Source organism: Mesorhizobium quangtriensis (assembly GCF_040081925.1).
In the GTDB taxonomy this organism is placed as follows: Bacteria; Pseudomonadota; Alphaproteobacteria; order Rhizobiales; family Rhizobiaceae; genus Mesorhizobium_K; species Mesorhizobium_K quangtriensis.
In genome coordinates, this window is sequence record NZ_JBEBMF010000003.1 from 119,678 (window position 1) to 140,778 (window position 21,101).

Consider the following 21,101-nt stretch of genomic DNA (forward strand, 5'->3'; position numbering starts at 1 on the left):
GAAAACCAATGGGTTACGGCCGGACGGTGACTCAGTTCGGGAGGGCGCGATGAGCCTCGATAACAGGCCCGTCTATGCCGGCGGGTGCCAGTGCGGCGCGGTGCGCTTCCATGTGGAGGGCGCGCTCGGTACCGCCTCCATCTGCCACTGCCGCATGTGCCAGAAGGCGTTCGGGGCGTTCTACGCGCCGCTGGTGACAGCTCCTGAAGGCGGCCTGCGCTGGACACGCGGCGAGCCGAAACGGTACCAGTCGTCCACCCACGTCAAGCGCGGCTTCTGCGCCGAATGCGGCACACCGTTGACCTATGAGGGGCCGGACGGGGTGGCGCTGGCGATCGGCGCGTTTGACGCGCCGGAAGAGGTTACGCCGACCATCCAGTTCGGCGTTGAGGCAAAGTTGCCCTATGTCGACACGCTGCCGGCGCTGCCCGCCCGCGACACGATGGACGACCTCGACGATGCGCCGTTCCTGGTCGATCTCGTCTCGTATCAGCACCCGGACTACGACACCGAAGAATGGCCGCCGGCGGACGGAACGACGGGCGGCGAGGACAAGCCATGAGCGAATTGAGAAGCTGGTATCCCGAGATCGAGCCGTTCGACAGCGGCATGCTGGATGTCGGCGATGGCCACACGATCTACTGGGAACGCGTCGGCACGAAGGGCGCGAAACCTGCCGTGTTTTTGCACGGCGGGCCGGGCGGCGGCATCTCGCCCAAACAGCGGCGGGTTTTCGACCCGAAGCTTTATGACGTGATCCTGTTCGACCAGCGCGGCTGCGGACGGTCCACGCCCCATGCCAATCTCGACGCGAACACGACCTGGCATCTGGTCGCCGACATCGAGAGGCTGCGCGAGATGGCGGGCTTCGAGAGGTGGCAGGTGTTCGGCGGTTCGTGGGGCTCGACGCTGGCTCTGGCCTACGCCGAGACGCATCCGGAGCGCGTCAGCGAACTGATCCTGCGCGGCATCTATACGCTCACGAAAGCCGAACTCGACTGGTACTATCAATTCGGCGTCTCCGAGATGTTTCCCGACAAGTGGGAGCGCTTCCAGGCGCCGATCCCCGAGGCCGAGCGCGGCGCCATGATGGCCGCCTACCGCAAGCGGCTGACCGGTGACGACCGCAAGGCGCAGATCGAGGCGGCGCGCGCCTGGAGCCTCTGGGAAGGCGAGACGATCACGCTGCTGCCCGAGCCGGAAACGTCAGGCAAATTCGGCGAAGACGACTTTGCGCTAGCTTTCGCGCGCATCGAGAACCATTACTTCGTCCATGCCGGCTGGCTGGAGGAGGGGCAGCTAATTCGCGATGCCCACAAGCTCAAGGGCATTCCGGGCGTCATCGTGCACGGTCGCTACGACATGCCATGCCCTGCGAAATACGCATGGCAGCTGCACAAGGCATGGCCGGACGCGGATTTCCACCTGATCGAGGGAGCCGGGCATGCTTTCTCGGAGCCGGGGATCCTGGACCAGTTGATCCGCGCGACAGACAGGTTTGCGGGGAAGAGTTCGTGACCAGACAACGCCTCTACCTCTTCGACACGACGCTGCGCGACGGCCAGCAGACGCCGGGCATCGACTTCTCGGTCGAGGACAAGATCGCCATCGCCAACATGCTGGATGCGTTCGGCATCGACTATGTCGAGGGCGGCTATCCGGGCGCGAACCCGACCGACACGGCGTTCTTCCAGCAGAAGCGGACAGAGCGGGCAAAGTTCGTCGCCTTCGGCATGACCAAGCGCGCAGGCGTCTCAGCGTCGAACGATCCCGGGCTTGCGGCACTCGTGCAGGCCAGGTCCGACGCGATCTGCTTCGTGGCGAAAAGCTGGGACTACCATGTGCGCGTGGCGCTTGGCTGCACCAACGAGGAGAATCTAGACGCCATCCGTGCCTCCGTCGAAGCGGCGACAGCGGCCGGCAAGGAAGCGATGGTCGATTGCGAGCACTTCTTCGACGGCTACAAGGCGAACCCGGAATACGCGCTGGCCTGCGCGAAGACTGCCTACGATGCCGGCGCGCGCTGGGTGGTGCTGTGCGACACCAATGGCGGCACGCAGCCCTCCGAGGTGCGCGCCATCGTCGCTGCTGCGATCGCGGCGGGCATTCCGGGCGAAAATCTCGGCATCCACGCGCATGACGATACGGGGCAGGCGGTCGCCAATTCGCTCGCCGCGATCGAGGCCGGCGTCCGGCAGGTGCAGGGCACGCTGAACGGAATCGGCGAGCGCTGCGGCAATGCCAACCTGATCTCGATCATCCCGACGCTGGTGCTGAAGCCGGCCTTCGCCGCGCGCTTCGTAACCGGAATATCGGAAGAGGCGCTTGCCGGCATCTCGCGCCTGTCGCGCAATTTCGACGAATTGCTCAACCGCGCGCCCGAACCGCAGGCGCCCTATGTCGGTCAGTCTGCCTTCGCGACCAAGGCGGGCATCCACGCTTCGGCGATCGTCAAGGAGCCGAAGACTTACGAACACGTGCCGCCGGAATCGGTAGGCAACCGCCGCCGCGTCATGGTGTCGGACCAGGGCGGCAAGGCCAACTTCATCACCGAACTGAAGCGGCGCGGCATCGACGTGCCCAAGGACGACATGCGGCTCGATACGCTGATCGCGATCGTCAAGGAGCGCGAGGCGCAAGGCTATGCCTATGAAGGCGCGGATGCGAGCTTCGAGCTTCTGGCGCGCCGGACGCTGCATACGGTGCCGGAGTTCTTCAACGTCACCTCGTTCCGCTGCATGGTCGAGCGTCGCTTCGACGCGATCGGCAATCTCAAGACCGTGTCGGAAGCGATCGTGAAAGTGGAGATCGACGGCGAGGAACGTATGTCGGTCGCCGAAGGTCACGGGCCCGTCAACGCTCTCGACTTGGCGCTGCGCAAGGACCTCGGAAAGTATCAGAGCGAGATCGAAGACCTCGAACTGGCCGACTTCAAGGTGCGTATCCTCAATGGCGGCACCGAGGCGATAACCCGCGTGCTGATCGAATCGCGCGATGGAACCGGCGCCCGCTGGTGGACGGTCGGCGTCTCCGAGAACATCATAGACGCCTCGTTCCAGGCGCTGATGGATTCCATTGTCTACAAGCTGATGAAGAACCGCGAGATGGCCGGGCTGGTGGCGGCAGAGTAGAATCCTGCCGCTGTATCACCTGCTGATCCATCAACGGGAAGCGATTGATCCATCAGAAGATTTCGATGGTCATTGCCCGCTGACAGCACCATATCGGCGCGATGAGCGCCGATGCAGCCCCCACGAGCCCGACGGCGGCGGAAGCCGACAGGCAGGCGAGGCGCGGCTTTCTGTTCGCGGCAAGCGCATTCGGCCTCTGGGGCTTCCTCCCCGTTTTCCTGAAGCTGGTCAGCCATATTCCTGCTGTAGAGGTGGTTGCGCACCGTATCCTATGGTCGATTCCGATCGCCGGTGCGGTGCTGCTGGCTCTCGGCCGCACCGCCGACATCAAGGTTGCGCTACGCTCGCCACGAACGCTGGGTATGGCGGCGCTTACGGCGGCGCTGATCTCGGTCAACTGGGGCATCTATGTCTGGGCGATCGCGGTGGATCGCACGGTCGAAGCCGCGCTGGGCTACTACATCAATCCACTGATGTCGGTGGCGCTGGGCGCGATCGTCCTCAAGGAGAGGCTCAGTCGGCCTCAGGTCGCCGCAATCGGCCTTGCCACGATCGCGGTGCTGGTCCTGACAGTGGAGGCTGGAGGGCTGCCATGGATCTCGCTCGCGCTGGCGTCGTCCTTTGCGGTTTACGGCTTCTTGCGCAAGACGCTGCCAATAGGACCAAGCCAGGGCTTCTTCCTTGAAATCCTGATCCTCAGCGTCCCGTCGCTCGCCTATGTTCTGTGGCTTGCCATGCGGGGAGAGGGGCATTTTACGCCATCCGAGCCCGGAAACATGCTGCTCCTCATCCTTTGCGGCCCGGCGACCGCCGTGCCGCTCATGCTCTACGGCTTCGGCGCCAAGCTTTTGCGCATAACGACCATTGGCCTCATGCAATACACCGCCCCCACCATGGTCTTCCTGATCGCTGTCTTCATCTTCCACGAGCCGTTCAGCACCTGGAAGCTGGTGGCCTTCGTGCTGATCTGGATCGCTTTGGCGGTCTATTCCTGGTCGATGTTCTCCCGCAGAGCCGGATCGGTAAAATCCACCTGAAAAGCGGAATGAAATCTCCTTCGATATGCGCTATCGTGGAGACTGGCGGGCTTCCAGGAGGCTTCTTTATGCGTGGTCGTATCAAGATACTGATGACATCCGCGGTTCTGGTTCTGCCGCTATTTGTGGCGCCAGCGTTCGCTGCCGGTGGTGGCGGTGGGGGTGGCAGCGACGGCGGCAGTGACAACACAAGCTGCCCCAAGGGCAAGGTCTACGACAAGAAGTCGAAGAAATGCAAAGATGCCCAACGCGGCGCGGTCGATGACGACAGCCTGTACGAATATGGGCGCCTGCTCGCCGAGCGGGGTCGCTACAACGAGGCTATCTCCATTCTTAGCCTTGCAGCCGACAAGACCGACCCGCGCATTCTGAACTATCTCGGCTATTCGCACCGCAAGGCCGGCCGCGTGGTCGTTGCCCTCGGCTACTACCATGAAGCGCTGAGGAACAATCCTGACTACACGCTGGTGCGCGAATATCTCGGCGAGGCCTACCTACAGCAGGGCGACCTCAAGTCGGCGCGCGGGCAACTTGCCGAGATCGAGAAGCGCTGCGGCAAGGGCTGCCGCGAATATGTCCTTCTCGCCGACCAGATCGACGCCTACCTGAATGGCTGAACGCCTCAAACGAAAGGGGCTGCCGAAGCAGCCCCTTGAATTTGCAGTGAGCTCGGGTCAGTGGACCCGGCCATACCAATCATCGACGTCGCGGCGTACGCGATCCTTCTCGATGCCATAGCGTTCCTGAATTTTGCCCTCAAGCTGGTCGCGTTTGCCAGCGATCTGGTCGAGATCGTCATCAGTGAGCTTGCCCCACTGTTCCTTGACCTTGCCCTTGAACTGTTTCCAGTTTCCTTCGACGCGGTTCCAATCCATTTTCTTCTCCTTTTTGTCATCACGAGGCTGCCAGTCGGGGCACCTCAGATATCGCCGTCGCGGCGACTGTGAGGAGAATGTGCCGGCGTCGCAAAGGTTCCATTCCCGACCGACTTGGAAGGCGCCTCAGTCGGCGCGACTGAGCCGTATGATCTGGCCATTGCGTGCGTCGGTCAGCAGCCAGATCGAGCCGTCCGGCGCTTCGGTCACGTCCCTGATCCTCCCGAACGCGCCGCCAAACAGGCGCTCCTCGCCCAGGATCGCGCCGTTCTCGTCGCGGTCCAGACGAGAGACGAATTGAGACTTCAGTGCGCCGACGAGCAGGTCGCCTTTCCATTCCGGGAACATGTCGCCCTTATAGACAGTAAGGCCGGACGGCGCGATTGAGGGGTCCCAGTAAAAGAGGGGTTGCTCATAGCCCGGCGCCTCGGTACCAACGCCGATCTTCTTGTTGCCATAGGTGACGCCGTAGCTGATGACGGGCCAGCCGTAATTCCTGCCGGCCTGCGCGTGGTTGACCTCGTCGCCGCCCTTGTCGCCGTGTTCGACCGTCAGCAGGCCGCCGAGAACAGGATCCCAGGCCGCGCCCTGCGGGTTGCGATGGCCCTTTGACCAGAGTTCCGGTAACTGGCCTGCGCCGTCGGGCGAGGGATTGTCGGCGGGTATGGAACCATCGATGTTGATACGGATCACGGCTCCGGCGTGATCCTGCCTGTCTTGCGCGCGGTTCCGCTCGCCCCGGTCGCCGGTGGTCACGAACAGCGTTCCGTCTGGCGCAAAGACAAGCCGTGAGCCGAAATGGCGGGTCACGCCGGTTTTCTTTGCCATCGAAAAGATGACGTCGACTTCTTCCAGCCGCGACTGCTCGCCGTCGCGCACGAGCGTTGCGCGCGCGACGGCGGTGCCCGCTCCGCCACGACCGGGTTCGGAAAAACTGAAGAAGACAAGGTTTGAGGTCGCGAAATCTGGCGCGGCAACGATATCCAGAAGGCCGCCTTGGCCGCGCGCGGCCACTTCGGGCACACCGGCCACCGGGGTCGAGAGCTTGCCTCTCTGCGACAGGATGCGGATCTGCCCGGTCCGCTCCGTCAGAATGGCACTGCCGTCGGGAAGGAAATCCATCCCCCAGGGATTACGCAGCCCGTTGGCGATCACCTCTGCCTCGACCGGCACGGCGTCGGTCTGGAAGCTTTGTGCGAGGGCAGGCTGAACAAAAGCGAGAGAGGCGGCGAGGAGGGCTGAGGTGGATGCAACGATTTTCATGTTTCTGACTTAGGTCCGGGTTGGTTTCCCGCAACCATCGTCAAACGGACTCCGTGTTCAAACAGGTTCACGATCGGTTGAGCAGCGCTTCGAGCACGAAGAGGGGAAATGGCGGGAAATCGGTGTGTCAGCAAGGAAATGCGCTTTTTTTCGTGAAAAACGCCCAGAATTGTTATATTCATTGGGCTGAGGCGAAGTGGTTCCGTCAGTCAAAGCTGCCGGGCCGCTTTTATTTTTTGCCTCGCTTGCCCCTCAAACAACCCACAACGGGCAGGTGGAACGAAAGGTCGAGAGAAATGAACAAGGTACCGATGACGGCGAAGGGCTTTGATACGCTCAAGGAGGAGCTTCGCTGGCGTCAGCAGGAAGAACGGCCGCGGATCATCGAAGCTATCTCCGAGGCGCGGGCGCATGGCGACCTCTCTGAGAACGCGGAGTACCATGCCGCCAAGGAGCAGCAGAGCCTCAACGAAGGCCGCGTCAATGAACTCGAGGACTTTATCGCCCGTGCGGAAGTCATCGATGTTTCCAAGCTGTCCGGCGATAAGGTCAAGTTCGGCGCCACGGTCGTCCTCGTCGATGAGGATACCGAGGAAGAAAAGACCTACCAGATCGTCGGCGATCAGGAGGCCGACGTAAAGTCGGGCCGCATTTCGATCTCGTCCCCGATTGCGCGCGCGCTGATCGGCAAGGAAGTCGGCGACGCCATCGAGGTAAACGCGCCGGGTGGCGCGCGCGGCTATGAGGTCGTTAAGGTTCGCTACATATAATCCGAAACGCCGGGGGAGCGTTTGGCCTCGTTTCCGGAGCGCTTTGTGGCAGGCGACCAACAATCCAGGGGGCTGGATATGTCTCGCATCGAGGTGGTCGCGCCGAACCTGAAGTTCAGGCTCTCGGGCGTGACGAGTACGATCATCCAGCTCGTTCCGGTACAGTCGCGGACTCTCGGTATCGCCACCCTGGGTCCCGGCCTGCCAGATGGACTGCCCAAGATGCGATGGTGGCAGGTGCCGAGCCTGCTTGGCAGGCCGGCCTCGGGCCGCAGGCGGATCTGGCATGCACGCCGTAACACCGAGATGGTGGCCGGGCTGGTGCTTCGCTCCGTCTTCCGGGCGCCGATGCACCTGCTGTTCACCTCGGCCGCCCAGCGCGAGCACAAGGCCTTCACCAAATGGCTGATCCGCCGGATGGAGGCGGTGATCGCGACCAGCGCAAGATCGGGCTCCTATCTCGAGGTCCCGCATCAGGTGGTGATGCACGGCGTAGATCTGGACGTGTTCCATCCGCCGGCGTCAGCCGAGGATGATTTTGCCGCGTCGGGCTTGCCGGGACGTTTCGCGATCGGCTGCTTCGGACGCATCCGCGAGCAGAAGGGCACGGACCTGTTCGTCGATGCGATGATTGAGCTGCTGCCGCGCTATCCGGAGTGGACGGCAGTCGTAACGGGGCGTGTGACGTCTGAAAACCGGGCTTTCGCGGCGGCGTTGAAAGAGAGGGTCGAGGCCGCGGGCCTTTCCCACCGAATCCTGTTTCTTGGCGAAGTCCCGGACGTAAAGGTCTGGTTCCGCAGGGTTTCGCTCTATGTTGCGCCGTCCCGCAATGAGGGTTTCGGCCTGACGCCGCTGGAGGCGATGGCCTCGCGGACGGCTGTCGTCGCCAGCGACGCTGGTGCCTATGCCGAGATGATCGTGCCCGGCGAGACAGGCGCGGTGGTTCCTGCCGGTGACGGCGAGCGTCTGACGACCGCGATCCAGTCCTATCTGGCTGATCCGGACCTGGCCGAAGCGCATGGCTTGAATGCGCTTGCCCATGTACGAAAAAACTTCCCGCTGGCGCGTGAGGCGGAGGCAATCGCGAAGGTCTACGGGAGGCTTTGGGCCGACTGATGATCGACACGCTGATCGTCGTCAAGGACAACAGCTACGGCCTGACGCGTGACGCCGAACTGTTGGCGACGGCACTGGCGGAAGCCGGCATCGCCGCCGAGATCGCCGGCATCGCCGACCGCTCTCCGATGGACTGGCTTCTGCGCCGGAAGCGCGCGCGCCGGATCATTCACATCGAGCGCGTCTTTCCGCGCTGGACGAATGCCGGCGAGGCGAACATCCTCGTCCCCAATCAGGAACGCTTTCCACACCGACATCTGCGCCGCTTGCGCGGCATAGACCTTATCCTCGCCAAGACGCGCGAAGCCGCCCGCTCCTTCGAGGGCAGAGGCGCGCCAGTCGACTATCTTGGCTTCACCTCGGAAGATCGGCTTGACTCAGCTGTGCAGAGGGACTGGGGCAGGGTGCTCCACCTCGCCGGGGGCAGCACCCTGAAGGGCACCGAAGATGTTCTCGCGCTTTGGGAACGTCACCCCGAGTGGCCGGAACTCCTGCTCGTCCAGAAACGAGAAAATGCGCCCGCCAACGTGCCGACCAATGTGCGCCTGATCGACGGCTATATGAGCGACGCGGAATTGCGCCGCCTGCAGAACGAATGCGGCATCCACCTGTGCCCGTCGCGTTCCGAAGGCTGGGGTCACAACATCGTCGAGGGCCTGTCATGCGGCGCGCTCGTGATCGCGACCGACGCGCCGCCGATGAACGAGCACGTGAGCGCCGAATTCGGCCTGCTGGTCGCTGCCAACCGCCAGGAACCGCGCCATCTCGGCACGAATTATTATGTCGATGTGTCGGTGCTTGAGCGGGCGATAGGCTCGGCCATCGCCATGCCGCAGGAGCATAAGGTAGCGAGGGGCGCACTGGCGCGCGACCGGTTCGTTGCCATCGACCGAGATTTTAGCGCAGCCGTCAGGCGGCTGCTGGGCAGCCAGTCAGCCTGAACCTAAACGCTACGGTCGGCTCCGAGTGAAGCGCGGTACGCCTTGGCCTCGGTCAGGAACGTATAGACCATCATCATCATGGCGTAGATGAAACCTGGCCGGCCGCAGAGAAAATACCGTTTCAGCAGATAGAACTTGACGAAGGTATAGGGCGGCGAAAGGACCAGGCGCACGCCGGACGCCTGTCGGTGCGCGGATTTCTCGGTTGAATATCGATCGGCGCGCGCGAGGTCGTCCTCGATGCTCATCTCGCGCCTGTGGAGCACCAGGCCGCGCCGGATCGTCGCCGTCGCGCCGTCGACCAGAAAGGATTCGTGCACGGTTCTGTCCTCATCGACGCGAGCCTTGCCGGCGCGCATCAGGCGCAGCATGCGGTTGTGTGCAACCCAGCGATGGGCGAAGCCGTACCCCGCCAGCCAGTCGCGGCGGCGAATGTACCACGCGCTGACATGCGGATCGTCGGCCGCGACGGTGGCGGCAATGGCCTGCTTCAGCTCGTCGTCGACCTGCTCGTCCGCATCGACGACGAGTAGCCACGGTCGTGTCGCCTGATCGAGCGCAAGCTGCTTCTGCGGCCCATAGCCAAGCCAGTCCTGGTGCAGTAAGCGGATCGGGAAGCCTTCGGCCCAATATCGCTCGATGATCTCCAGCGTGCCGTCCGTCGAGCCGGAGTCAACGATGACGATCTCCGAGCAGAAGTCCACGCCCTCCAGGCATGCGCCGATCAGGTCCTCCTCGTTCTTGCAGATGATCGCGGCCGTGATCGGGCTGCCGAAGCGGGCGGTCATCCGGCAGACTCGCCGATCGCCACCAGCCCCTCGTCCTTTACCTGACGGATCGTCAGCGCAGTGCGTACCGTGTCGACGTTGGGCGAAGAGGTCAGTTCCTCGATGACGAAATTCTGGAAGGTCGCCAGGTCGCTCGCCACGCAATGCAGCATGAAGTCGGAGTCCCCGGACACCATCCATGCCGAGCGCACGATCGGCCAGTTCCGCGTCTTGTCCGCAAATGTCTTGAGCTCGGCTTCCGACTGGTGCCGCAGGCCGATGAGGCAGAAGGCCACCACGTCGAAGCCTAGCGCGGGAGCATTCAGCATGGCGCGGTAGCCGCGGATGATGCCGGTTTCTTCCAGCCGTTTCATGCGCCGCAGGCAGGGCGGTGCCGAGATGCCGACTCGGCTGGACAGCTCGACGTTAGTGATGCGGCCCTCCCGCTGCAACTCTCGTAGGATCTTCCAGTCTATGGCGTCTAGATCGGCCTTGATGGGCATTGGCAGCTTTCTGCGCAAGAATCTGTCGCGGTTGTAACCAAAAAACCGCGACCTGTCTGCGTCGAGTCCGGCCGCATTTCTAGGCGTCCCACCAACCTTTGAGCCTTGCCTTGGCCAGCGCGAGCTTTGTTGCGTCCCCGCCCGCAAGAGCCGATGCGTATCGAAAGGCCCCATGCAGCAGCTTGAGCCAGCGGCTGCGGGCCAGGCCATGCTTCCGGTTCGTGTAGAACTGCGCTTTCGCGTAGTGGTATTCCTTGAAGGCGCTGGTGTTCTGGTCCGTCCCGCTCGACTGGCCTTCCATATGCGTCGCGACCGCGTCGTGGATGTGGCGGATCGTATAGCCCGCGTTGATGATCCGGGCGCTGAGATCGACATCCTCGAAATAGAGGAAGATATTTTCATCAAAGCCGCCGAGCTTTCGGAAGACATCGGTTCGTATTGCGAGCGCCGCGCCAATCCCCATCGGGATTTCGGCGTCTTGCCGAGGCGGTTCGTCAAGCCAATGGTCCCTCGAGACGAACCGGTTGCGCTTGTTGAAAAACTGTTTGCCGGCCGCATCGACAAGGCGCGGGTTGAACGCTGCAGCATCCGCATAGCGTTCGAATGCGTCTGCAAGGCGGTCGAGCGTGTCGGGCCGAAGCCTCGCGTCCGGATTGAGGAACAGGAGCTTGTCGTGCTTGGCTAGCGCCGCTCCTCGATTACAGGCCGTTCCGAAGCCGAGATTTTCGGCCAGCGCGAGTACCTCTGCGCCAAGCGCGCGGGCAATTTCGACCGAGTCGTCGCGGCTGGCATTGTCAACCACGATGACCTGATGGCCCGGCGGGATGGAGCGTGTCGCGTCTCCGATGACTTCGGCGCTGTTGTAGGTGACGAGAACGATGGAGAACAATCACGCACCTTTGCCAAATGCGGTCCGAGCCTGATAACTTGCCTTGCGTCAGCGCATTCTCGCTGCCATCGTTCGACTTTCGATTGTGCAAGGGTGTGCTTTGCAGTTGCTCTAACGACCGACGTCGTTCCCCGCAATCGCCTTCCTGATCAAAGGAGAACGCCGAACGGCCGGGGAAGGGCGGACCCCTACGTTTCCGGGGATGGAGGGGATCGGCGCTTGCTGCACCGGGCTGCACCACCTACATTCCAGCCACTTCCGCGACACAGCGCGGAAACCGACTCCATGCATTGGAAACCGTTCCATGACCGTCAAGCACGCGCCAGTTCTCATCATCGGCTCCGGCCCGGCCGGCTATACGGCCGCCATTTATGCCGCGCGCGCCATGCTAAAACCGTTGCTCGTCTCCGGCCTGCAACAGGGCGGACAACTGATGATCACGACGGACGTCGAGAACTATCCCGGCTTCGCTGAGCCCATCCAGGGCCCATGGCTGATGGAGCAGATGCGCCAGCAGGCCGAGCATGTCGGCACCGAGATGATCCACGACCTCATCACTGAGGTGAACCTCGACGTGCGGCCGTTCCGCGCCAAGGGGGATTCGGGCACGGAATACACCGCCGATGCGCTTATCATCGCCACCGGCGCGCAGGCCAAGTGGCTGGGCATCCCGAGCGAACGCATCTATCAGGGCTTCGGCGTCTCCGCCTGCGCCACCTGCGACGGTTTCTTCTACCGCAACAAGGACGTGGCTGTGATCGGCGGCGGCAATTCGGCGGTCGAGGAGGCGTTGTATCTGTCCAACATCGCGAAAAGCGTGACCGTCATCCATCGTCGCGACGAGTTCCGCGCCGAGCGCATCCTGCGTGAGCGCCTGTTCCAGAAGGATAACGTCAAGGTCATCTGGGACACCGCGGTCGACGAGATCACGGGAACGCCTGGCAAGGCGCCGCTGCCGCCTTCCGCCAGCGGTCTGGTGCTGCGCAACGTGCGCACGGGCGCGACCACGCAACTGCCGATCGACGGTGTTTTCGTTGCGATCGGCCATGCGCCGGCGGTCGAGCTTTTTGTCGGAAAGTTGAAGCAGAAGCCCAACGGATACCTGTGGACAGAGCCGGGTTCGACCCGTACTGACGTGCCCGGTGTGTTTGCGGCAGGCGACGTGGCGGACGATGTCTACCGGCAGGCAGTGACGGCGGCGGGCCTTGGCTGCATGGCCGCGCTGGAGGCGGAAAAGTATCTTGCTGGCCTGGAAGCGCATCGCGAGGCCGCCGAATAAAGGCCAAACAAGCATGCCAGACCGGCGCGATAAGCCGGCTGGCGAGGGGAAGTCATGAGTCTGGACTGGGACAAGCTACGCGTGTTTCACGCCGCGGCGGAGGCGGGGTCATTCACCCATGCCGCCGAGACGTTGCGCCTGTCCCAATCAGCGATTTCGCGGCAGGTCAGCGCGCTTGAGCACGATGTCGGTGTACCGCTCTTCCACCGGCATGCGCGCGGACTGGTGCTGACCGAGCAGGGCGAGATTCTGTTCCGCACGGCCCATGATGTCCTGATGAAGCTGGAGGCTGTGAAAAGCCGCCTCATGGAGACGAAGGACCGCCCTTCGGGCGTACTCCGGGTCACGACGACGGTGGGCCTTGGGGCGGGCTGGCTGACGCAGCGCTTGCACGAGTTTACCGAGCTTTACCCTGAAATCAGCCTGCAGCTTATCCTCGCCAACGAGGAACTGGACCTAACCATGCGGCAGGCGGACTGCGCCTTGCGGTTGCGCCAGCCGCAGCAGCCGGACCTCATCCAGCGCCGGCTTTTCACGGTGCATTTCCACCTCTATGCCTCGCCGTCCTATCTGGTAAAGCACGGCAAGCCTGAATCCATAAATGATCTCAAGAACCACAAGATCGTCACCTTCGGCCTGCCTGTCCCGGTGCACCTGAGCGAACTCAACTGGCTGGAAACGGTCGGCGACTTCGAAGGTGGGCAGCGTGTCCCGACTCTACAGATCAACGACCTCCTGTCGATCCGCCGGGCCGTGAAGACAGGCGTCGGCATAGCAATGCTGCCGGACTATCTGATCGAGAAGGATTCGGGACTGGTGCAGATTCTGCCCGAAACCGAAGTGCCATCGTTCGACACCTATTTCGCTTACCCTGAAGCGATGAAGGATCAGGCCAAGCTGCATGCATTCCGGGACTTCGTCATCGCCAAGGCGCGCAGCTGGTCCTACTAATTGATCCAGATTGTGGACCACAGACCTCTGCTTTTTGCATGGGAGCTTTGCACAACCGTTGCTTGTTTCTTGGGCATGAAAAGCACATATATCAATCATCTCACGGGCGCGTTCTCCTCCCATTAGCGTTCGTGAGTGTTCCCCTCTGGAGGTTTTGCCTTTACTGGCACTCCAACCAAACTCAGCCGGGTCAATTTGATCCGGCTTTTTTTGTGCCCGCAGTCAGCCGGTCTGCCTTAGCTGTAATCAACTTGGAGAATAGACTAACAAATAGGCATATTAAAGATCGCTCACATATAGAGCGTCGCCGGGTTCATGCCGGTGTAGAGTTGGGCAACTTCCGCCCCATAGCCGTTGAACAGCAAGGTTGGCACCATCTCTCCGGTGCCCAGTTCCCGTTCCATCGCCTGGCTCCAGCGCGGGTGGGGAACGTCTGGGTTCACATTTGCCCAGAAGCCATATTCGGAAGGCTGCAGCGCCTCCCACAGTCCTACGGGGCGCTCCTCGACGAAGGATATCTTGCGGATCGATTTGATCGACTTGAAGCCGTACTTCCAAGGCAGATGTAGCCTCAGCGGCGCGCCGTGCTGCTTCGCAACAGGCTTGTCATAGGCGCCAGTAACGATGAAGGCGAGGTCGTTTGCGGCCTCCTCGATCGTTACGCCCTCGATATAGGGCCAAGGATAGAGGAAGTTGCCCTGGCCGCTCGCCATGTCGGGGTCGAGGAAGGTTTCAAACCGGACATATTTCGCCGACGCCTGAGGCTTTGCCATCGCAACCAGCGATTTCAATGGAAACCCGGCCCATGGCACGGTCATCGACCATGCTTCGACGCAGCGGTGACGATAGAGGCGTGTCTCCAGCGGAATCTTGCGCACCAAGTCGTCGAAATCGATGGTGAACGGCGCTTCCACAAACCCGTCTATCGCAACTTCCCAGGGCCGGATGACAAGGTTCTGCGCGTTGGCGGCAATATCCTTGCTGGTCCCGAATTCATAGAAATTGTTGTAGTGGGCGTTGATCTCCTCCGGCGTAATCGGCCGGTCGAGCTTGTAAGCGTCGTTCTTTTTCGCCGGATAGAGGTCGGCGGTCGGATCGGCCTCCGCTGCACCGGCGACGCCTGTGCCCAGCGACAACGCTGTCGCCACGCCAAGTCCCATGCTTTTCAGGATCGAGCGGCGATTAAGGTATAAGGCCTCGGGCGTGGCAAAACGCTCGGCGATTTCCCAGGAATGACGGCGATGTATGGAGACCATTGGAATTGCTCCTTTTCCGCAGAAGATCGGCCTGATGAAGGGCGGGATCAATGGCCGCCCTTCATCAAATTCGCGTGCCGACCAGACTTGTTACGTCTGCGAAGCGGATTTGGTTCAGGCCGCCTTGCCTCCCGCCTGCTGGCTCATGGCCTGATCCGCCAGCCGGCCGGTGAGTTCCGCCATGTGGTCGAACGTCGCCTTGTAGGTGGCGACGCCTGATGTCGCCGAGCGCAGCTCGATGATCAGGTCGCCGATCTCCGATTGCGGCATGGTCGCCTCGACGACATCCCATCCCGGCCAGCCCGGCCGGGCATCGAAGCCGAGGATTTGCCCGCGCCGCTGCGGCACCAGCGCGGTGATGCGCGCGGTCGCCTCTGAGGGGGTCGCGATCTCGACCTTCATGATCGGCTCCAGAAGCACGGGCGAACACTGCGCCATACCTTCCTTCATGCCGATGCGCGCGGCCATCTGGAACGCCATGTCGGAGGAATCGACGGCGTGATAGGAGCCGTCCGACAGGTTCACCGCTATGTCCACGATCGGAAAGCCCATCGGCCCCGACTTCAGGAAGTCGCGCACGCCGGCCTCAACCGACTGGATGTACTGCTTGGGCACGACGCCGCCGGTTATCGTGTCGGTGAACTGGAAGCCAGAGCCGCGCGGCAGCGGCTTGATCTCGAGCACGACATCGCCGAACTGCCCGTGGCCACCAGACTGCTTCTTGTGCCGGCCGCGCTGGACGACGCCTTTGCGGATCGTCTCGCGGTAGGGGACGACCGGCGGGCGCACGTCGATGGGAATCTGGTTCTTGCCTTCCAGCCGCTCTACGGTGACTCGAAGGTGCATCTCGCCATGCCCGGATAGCACCGTTTCGCCGGAATCCTGGTTCTGCCGAAGCGTGAGCGAAGGGTCTTCCTCGGCGAGCCGCTGGATCGCCGCCGACATCCTGACATCGTCCTTGCGTTCCTTGGGTCTCAGCGAGAAGGCATAAACCGGCTGCGGCGGATCGAGGTGGGCTAGTTGTTCCGTGCCACCCTTGGCGCTGGTCAGCGTCTGACCGGTCTTGACGCCGTCCAGCTTGCCGAGTGCGACCGTCTCGCCGGTCTTCGCCGAGCCAAGCTTGGTCTGGTCCTTGCCGAGGAGCCTGTAAATGCCCGAAATCCGGGCGCTTTCGCTGGACGACATCCAGAGTTCCGAGCCGTCATTAACGCTCCCGGACAGGATGCGCGACACCGAGAGCTTGCCGCCATGGGGCGTGTGGATGGTCTTCATCACCTGAACGATGGCTGCATCACCCTCCTTGACGCCAAGGCGCCGGGCGGTCGCGGCAACATCCGGCGCGTCGTGGCGGATCGCCTTAAGGAGCCTCAGCACGCCGTTGCCCTTTTCGGCCGTGCCGATCAGCACCGGCGTGACGAGGCCATCGCGCAGGTCGGCGGAGAGGTCGTCGAAGATCTCGTCGTGCGGCGGCTCCTTTTCCTCCAGAAGCTGTTCCATCAGGAGGTCGTCGTGGTCGGCCAGCGTCTCCAGCATCGAGAAGCGCGCCTCGATCTCGCGCGCCTTTTCGTCGGTCGGAATCTCGGCCACTTCGCTCTCCGCGAAGTCGCGCCAGACATAGGCGCGTTCGAGAGCCAGGTCGATCGATCCGATGACGACGCCATCCCGGCGCAGGGGGATCTGGCGCAGCAGGAGGGGCGCATAGCTCGCCGGCTGCAAAAGCTTCAGCGCATCGCGCACGCCGGCGGCGGTCTTGTCGATCTTGTTGAGGAACAGGATGCGTGGCACGCCGAGATCGTCCAGCTTGCGCAGGATGAGTTGCAGGGCCGGGATCTTCTTTTCGTCGGCCTCTGCGACGACGACGGCGAGATCGGACGCCGCCAGCACCGCATCTGACTCGAAGGCAAATTCGACGGAGCCGGGACAATCGACGAAGGTCAGGCTGTCGCCCATGAAGTCGATCGTGGCAACCGACGCCTCCACGCTCATGGCATGGGCCTTGGCCTCGGGCGAATGATCGGAAACGGTGTTGCCGGACGAAACCGGGTTTTGGCGGGGAATGATGCCCGTTCGGGCGAGGATGGCTTCAAGAAGGGTGGTTTTTCCGCTGGCAAAGGGACCGACAATGGCGATGCACTTCGGTCCCGTGCGTCTTCCTCCGGCGCGATTTCCCATGATGCTGGCCTCCACTCTGGCGTTGAGCGGCGGCCGGCCTTCGGCCGTCGCAGGGCGTTTCCAGGGAGCGGCGGCCGGTCTGCGACCGTCGCGGGCGGGGTCTTGTGCCTCCTGCCTGGGCTATCGTTCCACGGCTTTGCGTCGAGGGCAAGCGCTGTCATCCGGTAGTGATGGGTGCCGGCACGCTGAAAAGCGGCTATGCTGGCAGCAAAAGCCCCCGAGGAGCGCATCCATGAAAATCATCCCCTGCGGCAGCGTCGCGACCGTTGTTCCGCCTGAAGCCTATTTCACGGGCCGGGTTTTGCAGCAGCCGGTCATCGAGGCGGACGCGCCGGCGCGGGTGCGCGCGTCGCTGGTGAGCTTCGAGCCGGGCGCACGGACCGCATGGCACACGCATCCGCTCGGCCAGACGTTGCAGGTCGTTTCGGGCGCAGGCCTCGCGCAGACCTGGGGCGGCCCGATCCGTGAGATAAAGGCAGGCGACGTGGTCTTCTTTCCGCCGGGCGAGAAGCACTGGCACGGCGCGGGGGCAAAGACCGCGATGACGCATTTGGCAATCCACGAAGCGCTCGACGGCGTGCATGTCGAATGGTTGGAGAAGGTGACCGACGAGCAGTATTCGAGTGGCTGACGCCTATACGCGGTAGTCCATGACGGCCGCGACCCTGCGCCGGATCATCTTGCGCTGGTTCACCTCGAATTGCGGGCGCAGGTCCTCAGCCAGATCGCGTGCCCGGCGGGTCATCGCGGCGTCCTCATAGGCGTCGAGAACAATCGAACGGAAGCCTTCGACGGTAATGTCTTGCCTGTCGATGGGACACATAACGCCCCGGCTGGCGGCGACCGAAGCATTGTATTGTTTCTCAAGATCGCGAGGAACGGCAACCTGGGGCAAGCCGGCTGCAAACCCGAGGCAGGTCATACCGTATTGAGCGGCGTTGACCAGAATACGGCTTCTCCTGGCAATGAGGGCGGGAGCCACCGGATCTGCTTCGACATGCACTCCGCGCCATATGAGCTCGGCCGCCAGGGCCAGGTCTATCTGCGGAACGAACAGCCTGACAGCCGGACCGAGAGTGCATATGGCCTCGACCAACTCGGGATTCTTCATGTCGTCGTTCGAGAAATAGACGAAAATTTCGTCGCCCTCGGCGGCCGGCTCGGTATCTCCGCCGAGCATTGGCGGTAGCGGGGGCCTGTCTCGAAAAGCCGAGTATGGGTCAAGGATGTCCAGCGAAAAGACGATCTGATCCGAGGACGCGTAGATTTCGGGCAGTCCCTTCAGTGGAGGCAGCCCGAACTCCGCGACAGCCGAATTGACGATCTGAACCGTCTCGGCCTCGTCATAGATGCAGGTGGAATACTGTGGCAGGAGAACCGGGAAACGGTCCATGTTCGGCGGCGGCGTCAGGTAGCCCGTGCTAATGGCGATGGAAGGGATTTCGAGGCCTCGCGCTGCCATCAGCGCGCAGGGTGCGCAATCGCCGATGACCAGCGATATCTCGCACTCGCGCATGACGCCCTGCCACCACGTTATGCTCTCGCGCAGGATCTCCGGCTGTCGAAAGCCGACATCCCCCAGGAATTCACCCCAGGTCGCCCGGCGCGGATTTCCCTGCGAAATGCGATAATCTTCCGACATCGGCAGCCACGGACCTTGCACCGGGGTGCACAGTCCGGCCAGCACGTTGCCATGTGTCAGGTCGCAAAGGGCCGTGTCGAAAGTGAAGCGGTCGCTGAGAGCCTCGGCGACCGCTTTCAACGTCGTGACATGGCCCATGCCCTCGCCATGTTCCCAGGCCAGAAGGGCGCCAAGCATTGTCAGGCGCCCTCGATCGCCTTAGCTCAGCGAGCCGGTGAAGCGCTGGATGCGCGTGCACGCCTCTTCCAGAAGCGTCTCCGAAGTCGCGTAGGAGATGCGGAAGTTGGGGCCGAGGCCGAAGGCCGTACCGAACACCACGGCCACGCCTTCTGCGTCCAGAAGTTCCGAAGCGAAGGTTTCGTCGCTGTCGATCACCTTGCCGGCGGCCGTCTTCTTGCCGATCAGCGCGGCGCAGGACGGGTAGACGTAGAAAGCGCCTTCCGGCGACGGGCAGGTGATGCCGCGCGCCTGGTTGAGCATCGACACGACGAGGTCGCGACGCGCCTGGAAGATCGCCTTGTTCTTCTGGATGAAGTCCTGTGGCCCGTTCAGCGCCTCGACGGAAGCCCACTGCGAGATCGTGCAGGCGCCAGACGTCTGCTGGCCCTGAATCATGTCCATGGCCTTGATGAGCTTTACGTCGCCGGCGGCGTAGCCGATGCGCCAGCCGGTCATGGCATAGGCTTTCGACACGCCGTTCATGGTCAGCGTCCGCCCGTAGAGGTTTGGCTCCACCTCGGCGATCGTCTTGAAGACGAAATCGCCGTATGTCAGGTGTTCGTACATGTCGTCCGTCAGCACCCACACATGCGGATGCTTGAGGAGCACGTCGGCGAGCGCGCGTAGCTCGGCCTCGGTGTAGGCTGCGCCCGACGGGTTTGAAGGCGAGTTCATCAGCAGCCACTTGGTCTTCGGCGTGATCGCCTTTTCAAGTGCAGCTGCCGTGAGCTTGAAGCCGTTGTCGATGGTCGTCTGCGCGAAGACCGAAGTACCGCCGCAGATCGCCACCATTTCCGGGTAGCTGACCCAGTAGGGCGTGGGAATGATCACCTCGTCCCCGGGGTTAAGCGTCGCCATGAAGGCGTTGAAAAGAATCTGCTTTCCGCCGGTGCCGACGATCGTCTGCTCCGGCTTGTAGTCGAGATTGTTCTCGCGCTTGAACTTCTTCGCGATCGCCTCGCGCAGCGGCGCGATTCCCGAAACAGGTGGGTACTTCGTCTCGCCGCGACGGATCGCGTCGATGGCGGCGTTCTTGATGTTGTCCGGCGTATCGAAATCCGGTTCGCCAGCGCCGAGGCCGATCACGTCGCGGCCAGCGTTTTTCAGCTCGCGCGCTTTCTGCGTGACCGCGATGGTCGCGGAAGGCTTAACGCGCGAAAGGGCATCGGCAAGAAAGGCCATGACGGAAGAATTCTCCATTCGAGGGTGCTTATGCGGCCTGTCGACCGCGGCGCATTCTTTGTCTTATCCGAGGCGGAATCGCAAGGGTTTCGCCGCCGAGGTGCGGAAAATGCGCCGGGACCGTCGATCTGCGGGTCATGTGTTAACGACCGGTAAAACCTTCCGTGTCCATAAGTAGATCGAAGCCCCGTGTGGAGTAATTCGTAAAGTGTCCGCCAGCATAGGTTCGCATATCCTGCGCCAAGACGATGGTGCCTGGGCGGCAAGCTGGGCGCCATTTACCTTGAGAAGTGCTTTTCAGCCGATTTTCGCCTTTGAAAAGGGCAAGCTTTCCATCGTTGCATTCGAGGCGTTGCTGCGACCCTTCCGGAACGGCAAGCCTACTCCGCCCGTCGCGTTTCTGAGCGCGCTTCCCACGGCAGAGCGGATTCTCGTCGAAAACCTGTCCCACACGACGCACCTGCTGAACGCCGCTGCCCATCTGCCGGGCGATGTGGAGATTTTCGTCAATTTCGATCCTTCGATTTTCATCGATCACGCAATTGCCGTGGCCGCCATACGCGAGTTGCGGACCACGCTCGCCAAGACCTCCATCGCGCCTCACCGTGTCGTATGCGAGCTTACGGAACGCGAAACGGTTTCCGAGGAGATCCTGTTTGCTCTGGTCGAGTCGTTGAGGGCGACCGGCTTCAGCATCGCTATAGATGACTACGGCACTGAAGAGTCCGACATCGCACGTGTACGGGGCCTGCGTCCCGACATCGTGAAATTCGATGGCGGTTGGGTATCCCGGCTGATGGCGTCGGCTCCCGGGATCGCGCTCTTGTCGACCATGGTCTCGACCTTCGCGGAACAGGGTATCCGTACGCTCTTCGAAGGTATCGAGGAGAGTTGGCAGATCGAACTGGCCGAAAAGATAGGTGTTCAGATGGTACAAGGGTTTGCGCTCGCGCGGCCCGAAATCGTCCCGACAGGCTTTGTCGCCCAGGCGACGGAAAATGCAGCCAAGTCGAGCCTCCGCAATACGCCGTCCCTCGTACTTGCACCACGATCCCAAACGGCGGCCGAACTGCGCCACACCAAGTCCTTCGGCCGCAGGACGTCCTGA

21 protein-coding genes are annotated in these 21,101 nt (G+C 62.4%); 12 read left to right on the forward strand and 9 right to left on the reverse strand.

Translation table 11 applies throughout. The features are described from left to right. Positions 1 to 49 precede the first annotated feature (49 nt). From ABMA32_RS16320 to ABMA32_RS16340, 5 genes are all read left to right on the forward strand, one after another. Entirely contained in the window at positions 50 to 562 is a 513-nt protein-coding gene (locus ABMA32_RS16320) for a GFA family protein (protein WP_349014878.1), read from the forward strand. Further along, positions 559 to 1,518, forward strand: a complete 960-nt coding sequence (pip, locus tag ABMA32_RS16325; RefSeq protein WP_349014879.1) for a prolyl aminopeptidase — start codon at positions 559 to 561, stop codon at positions 1,516 to 1,518. Before ABMA32_RS16320 ends, pip begins: the two co-directional genes overlap by 4 nt. After that, positions 1,515 to 3,131, forward strand: coding sequence for a citramalate synthase (gene cimA, locus ABMA32_RS16330; RefSeq protein WP_349014880.1), 1,617 nt, complete (start codon positions 1,515 to 1,517; stop codon positions 3,129 to 3,131). The genes pip and cimA overlap by 4 nt, the downstream gene beginning before the upstream one ends. A gap of 101 nt (positions 3,132 to 3,232) precedes the next feature. After that, positions 3,233 to 4,168 (forward strand): EamA family transporter RarD, encoded by a 936-nt coding sequence (rarD, locus tag ABMA32_RS16335; protein ID WP_349014881.1) that lies wholly within the window; start codon positions 3,233 to 3,235, stop codon positions 4,166 to 4,168. A 68-nt stretch (positions 4,169 to 4,236) separates the two neighbouring features. Then, positions 4,237 to 4,785, forward strand: coding sequence for a tetratricopeptide repeat protein (locus ABMA32_RS16340; protein WP_349014882.1), 549 nt, complete (start codon positions 4,237 to 4,239; stop codon positions 4,783 to 4,785). Positions 4,786 to 4,842: 57 nt separating this feature from the next. Here the strand turns inward: ABMA32_RS16340 and ABMA32_RS16345 are convergent, their stop codons facing one another. After that, the gene (locus ABMA32_RS16345; protein WP_292767586.1) at positions 4,843 to 5,043 is read right to left on the reverse strand and encodes a CsbD family protein; all 201 of its coding nucleotides are present in this window, start codon (positions 5,041 to 5,043) and stop codon (positions 4,843 to 4,845) included. A gap of 126 nt (positions 5,044 to 5,169) precedes the next feature. After that, the gene (locus ABMA32_RS16350; RefSeq protein ID WP_349014883.1) at positions 5,170 to 6,306 is read right to left on the reverse strand and encodes a PQQ-dependent sugar dehydrogenase; all 1,137 of its coding nucleotides are present in this window, start codon (positions 6,304 to 6,306) and stop codon (positions 5,170 to 5,172) included. Positions 6,307 to 6,602: 296 nt separating this feature from the next. On the opposite strand from ABMA32_RS16350, the gene greA reads away from it, so the two are divergent. The 3 genes from greA to ABMA32_RS16365 all read left to right on the forward strand — a co-directional run bounded on the left by greA (position 6,603) and on the right by ABMA32_RS16365 (position 9,133). Beyond that, positions 6,603 to 7,076: a transcription elongation factor GreA gene (gene greA, locus ABMA32_RS16355; protein WP_292767580.1), complete on the forward strand. Its 474-nt coding sequence runs from the start codon at positions 6,603 to 6,605 to the stop codon at positions 7,074 to 7,076. A 78-nt stretch (positions 7,077 to 7,154) separates the two neighbouring features. Beyond that, entirely contained in the window at positions 7,155 to 8,192 is a 1,038-nt protein-coding gene (locus ABMA32_RS16360; RefSeq protein WP_349014884.1) for a glycosyltransferase family 4 protein, read from the forward strand. Continuing rightward, a complete protein-coding gene (locus tag ABMA32_RS16365; RefSeq protein WP_349014885.1) occupies positions 8,192 to 9,133 on the forward strand; it encodes a glycosyltransferase in 942 nt (313 codons plus the stop codon). Before ABMA32_RS16360 ends, ABMA32_RS16365 begins: the two co-directional genes overlap by 1 nt. Positions 9,134 to 9,135: 2 nt before the next feature. Here ABMA32_RS16365 and ABMA32_RS16370 read toward each other — a convergent pair whose 3' ends face one another. The 3 genes from ABMA32_RS16370 to ABMA32_RS16380 all read right to left on the reverse strand — a co-directional run bounded on the left by ABMA32_RS16370 (position 9,136) and on the right by ABMA32_RS16380 (position 11,292). Next, positions 9,136 to 9,921, reverse strand: coding sequence for a glycosyltransferase family 2 protein (locus ABMA32_RS16370; protein ID WP_349014886.1), 786 nt, complete (start codon positions 9,919 to 9,921; stop codon positions 9,136 to 9,138). After that, on the reverse strand, positions 9,918 to 10,403 hold the full coding sequence (locus ABMA32_RS16375) for an Lrp/AsnC family transcriptional regulator (RefSeq protein ID WP_349014887.1): 486 nt from the start codon (positions 10,401 to 10,403) through the stop codon (positions 9,918 to 9,920). Before ABMA32_RS16375 ends, ABMA32_RS16370 begins: the two co-directional genes overlap by 4 nt. Before the next feature lie 79 nt (positions 10,404 to 10,482). Then, on the reverse strand, positions 10,483 to 11,292 hold the full coding sequence (locus tag ABMA32_RS16380) for a glycosyltransferase family 2 protein (protein ID WP_349014888.1): 810 nt from the start codon (positions 11,290 to 11,292) through the stop codon (positions 10,483 to 10,485). Between the two features lie 304 nt (positions 11,293 to 11,596). On the opposite strand from ABMA32_RS16380, the gene trxB reads away from it, so the two are divergent. After that, the gene (trxB, locus tag ABMA32_RS16385; RefSeq protein WP_349014889.1) at positions 11,597 to 12,571 is read left to right on the forward strand and encodes a thioredoxin-disulfide reductase; all 975 of its coding nucleotides are present in this window, start codon (positions 11,597 to 11,599) and stop codon (positions 12,569 to 12,571) included. A 54-nt stretch (positions 12,572 to 12,625) separates the two neighbouring features. Further along, the gene (locus ABMA32_RS16390) at positions 12,626 to 13,522 is read left to right on the forward strand and encodes a LysR family transcriptional regulator (RefSeq protein ID WP_349014890.1); all 897 of its coding nucleotides are present in this window, start codon (positions 12,626 to 12,628) and stop codon (positions 13,520 to 13,522) included. Positions 13,523 to 13,812: 290 nt separating this feature from the next. Here ABMA32_RS16390 and msrP read toward each other — a convergent pair whose 3' ends face one another. Both msrP and ABMA32_RS16400 read right to left on the reverse strand, forming a co-directional pair. Further along, positions 13,813 to 14,778 carry a protein-methionine-sulfoxide reductase catalytic subunit MsrP gene (msrP, locus tag ABMA32_RS16395; protein WP_349014891.1) on the reverse strand — a complete coding sequence of 322 codons (966 nt, stop codon included), beginning with the start codon at positions 14,776 to 14,778 and terminating at the stop codon, positions 13,813 to 13,815. A gap of 114 nt (positions 14,779 to 14,892) precedes the next feature. Further along, complete coding sequence (locus tag ABMA32_RS16400; protein ID WP_349014892.1) at positions 14,893 to 16,950, reverse strand: elongation factor G; 2,058 nt, start codon at positions 16,948 to 16,950, stop codon at positions 14,893 to 14,895. A 232-nt stretch (positions 16,951 to 17,182) separates the two neighbouring features. Between ABMA32_RS16400 and ABMA32_RS16405 the strand changes: the two genes are divergently transcribed. Next, positions 17,183 to 17,581 (forward strand): (R)-mandelonitrile lyase, encoded by a 399-nt coding sequence (locus ABMA32_RS16405; RefSeq protein WP_349014893.1) that lies wholly within the window; start codon positions 17,183 to 17,185, stop codon positions 17,579 to 17,581. Positions 17,582 to 17,584: 3 nt separating this feature from the next. On the opposite strand, the gene ABMA32_RS16410 is transcribed toward ABMA32_RS16405, so the two are convergent. Continuing rightward, the gene (locus ABMA32_RS16410; protein WP_349014894.1) at positions 17,585 to 18,769 is read right to left on the reverse strand and encodes a glycosyltransferase; all 1,185 of its coding nucleotides are present in this window, start codon (positions 18,767 to 18,769) and stop codon (positions 17,585 to 17,587) included. A 21-nt stretch (positions 18,770 to 18,790) separates the two neighbouring features. After that, positions 18,791 to 19,993, reverse strand: coding sequence for a pyridoxal phosphate-dependent aminotransferase (locus tag ABMA32_RS16415; protein WP_349014895.1), 1,203 nt, complete (start codon positions 19,991 to 19,993; stop codon positions 18,791 to 18,793). A gap of 208 nt (positions 19,994 to 20,201) precedes the next feature. Here ABMA32_RS16415 and ABMA32_RS16420 point away from each other — a divergent pair, with 208 nt between their 5' ends. After that, on the forward strand, positions 20,202 to 21,101 hold the full coding sequence (locus ABMA32_RS16420) for an EAL domain-containing protein (RefSeq protein WP_349014896.1): 900 nt from the start codon (positions 20,202 to 20,204) through the stop codon (positions 21,099 to 21,101).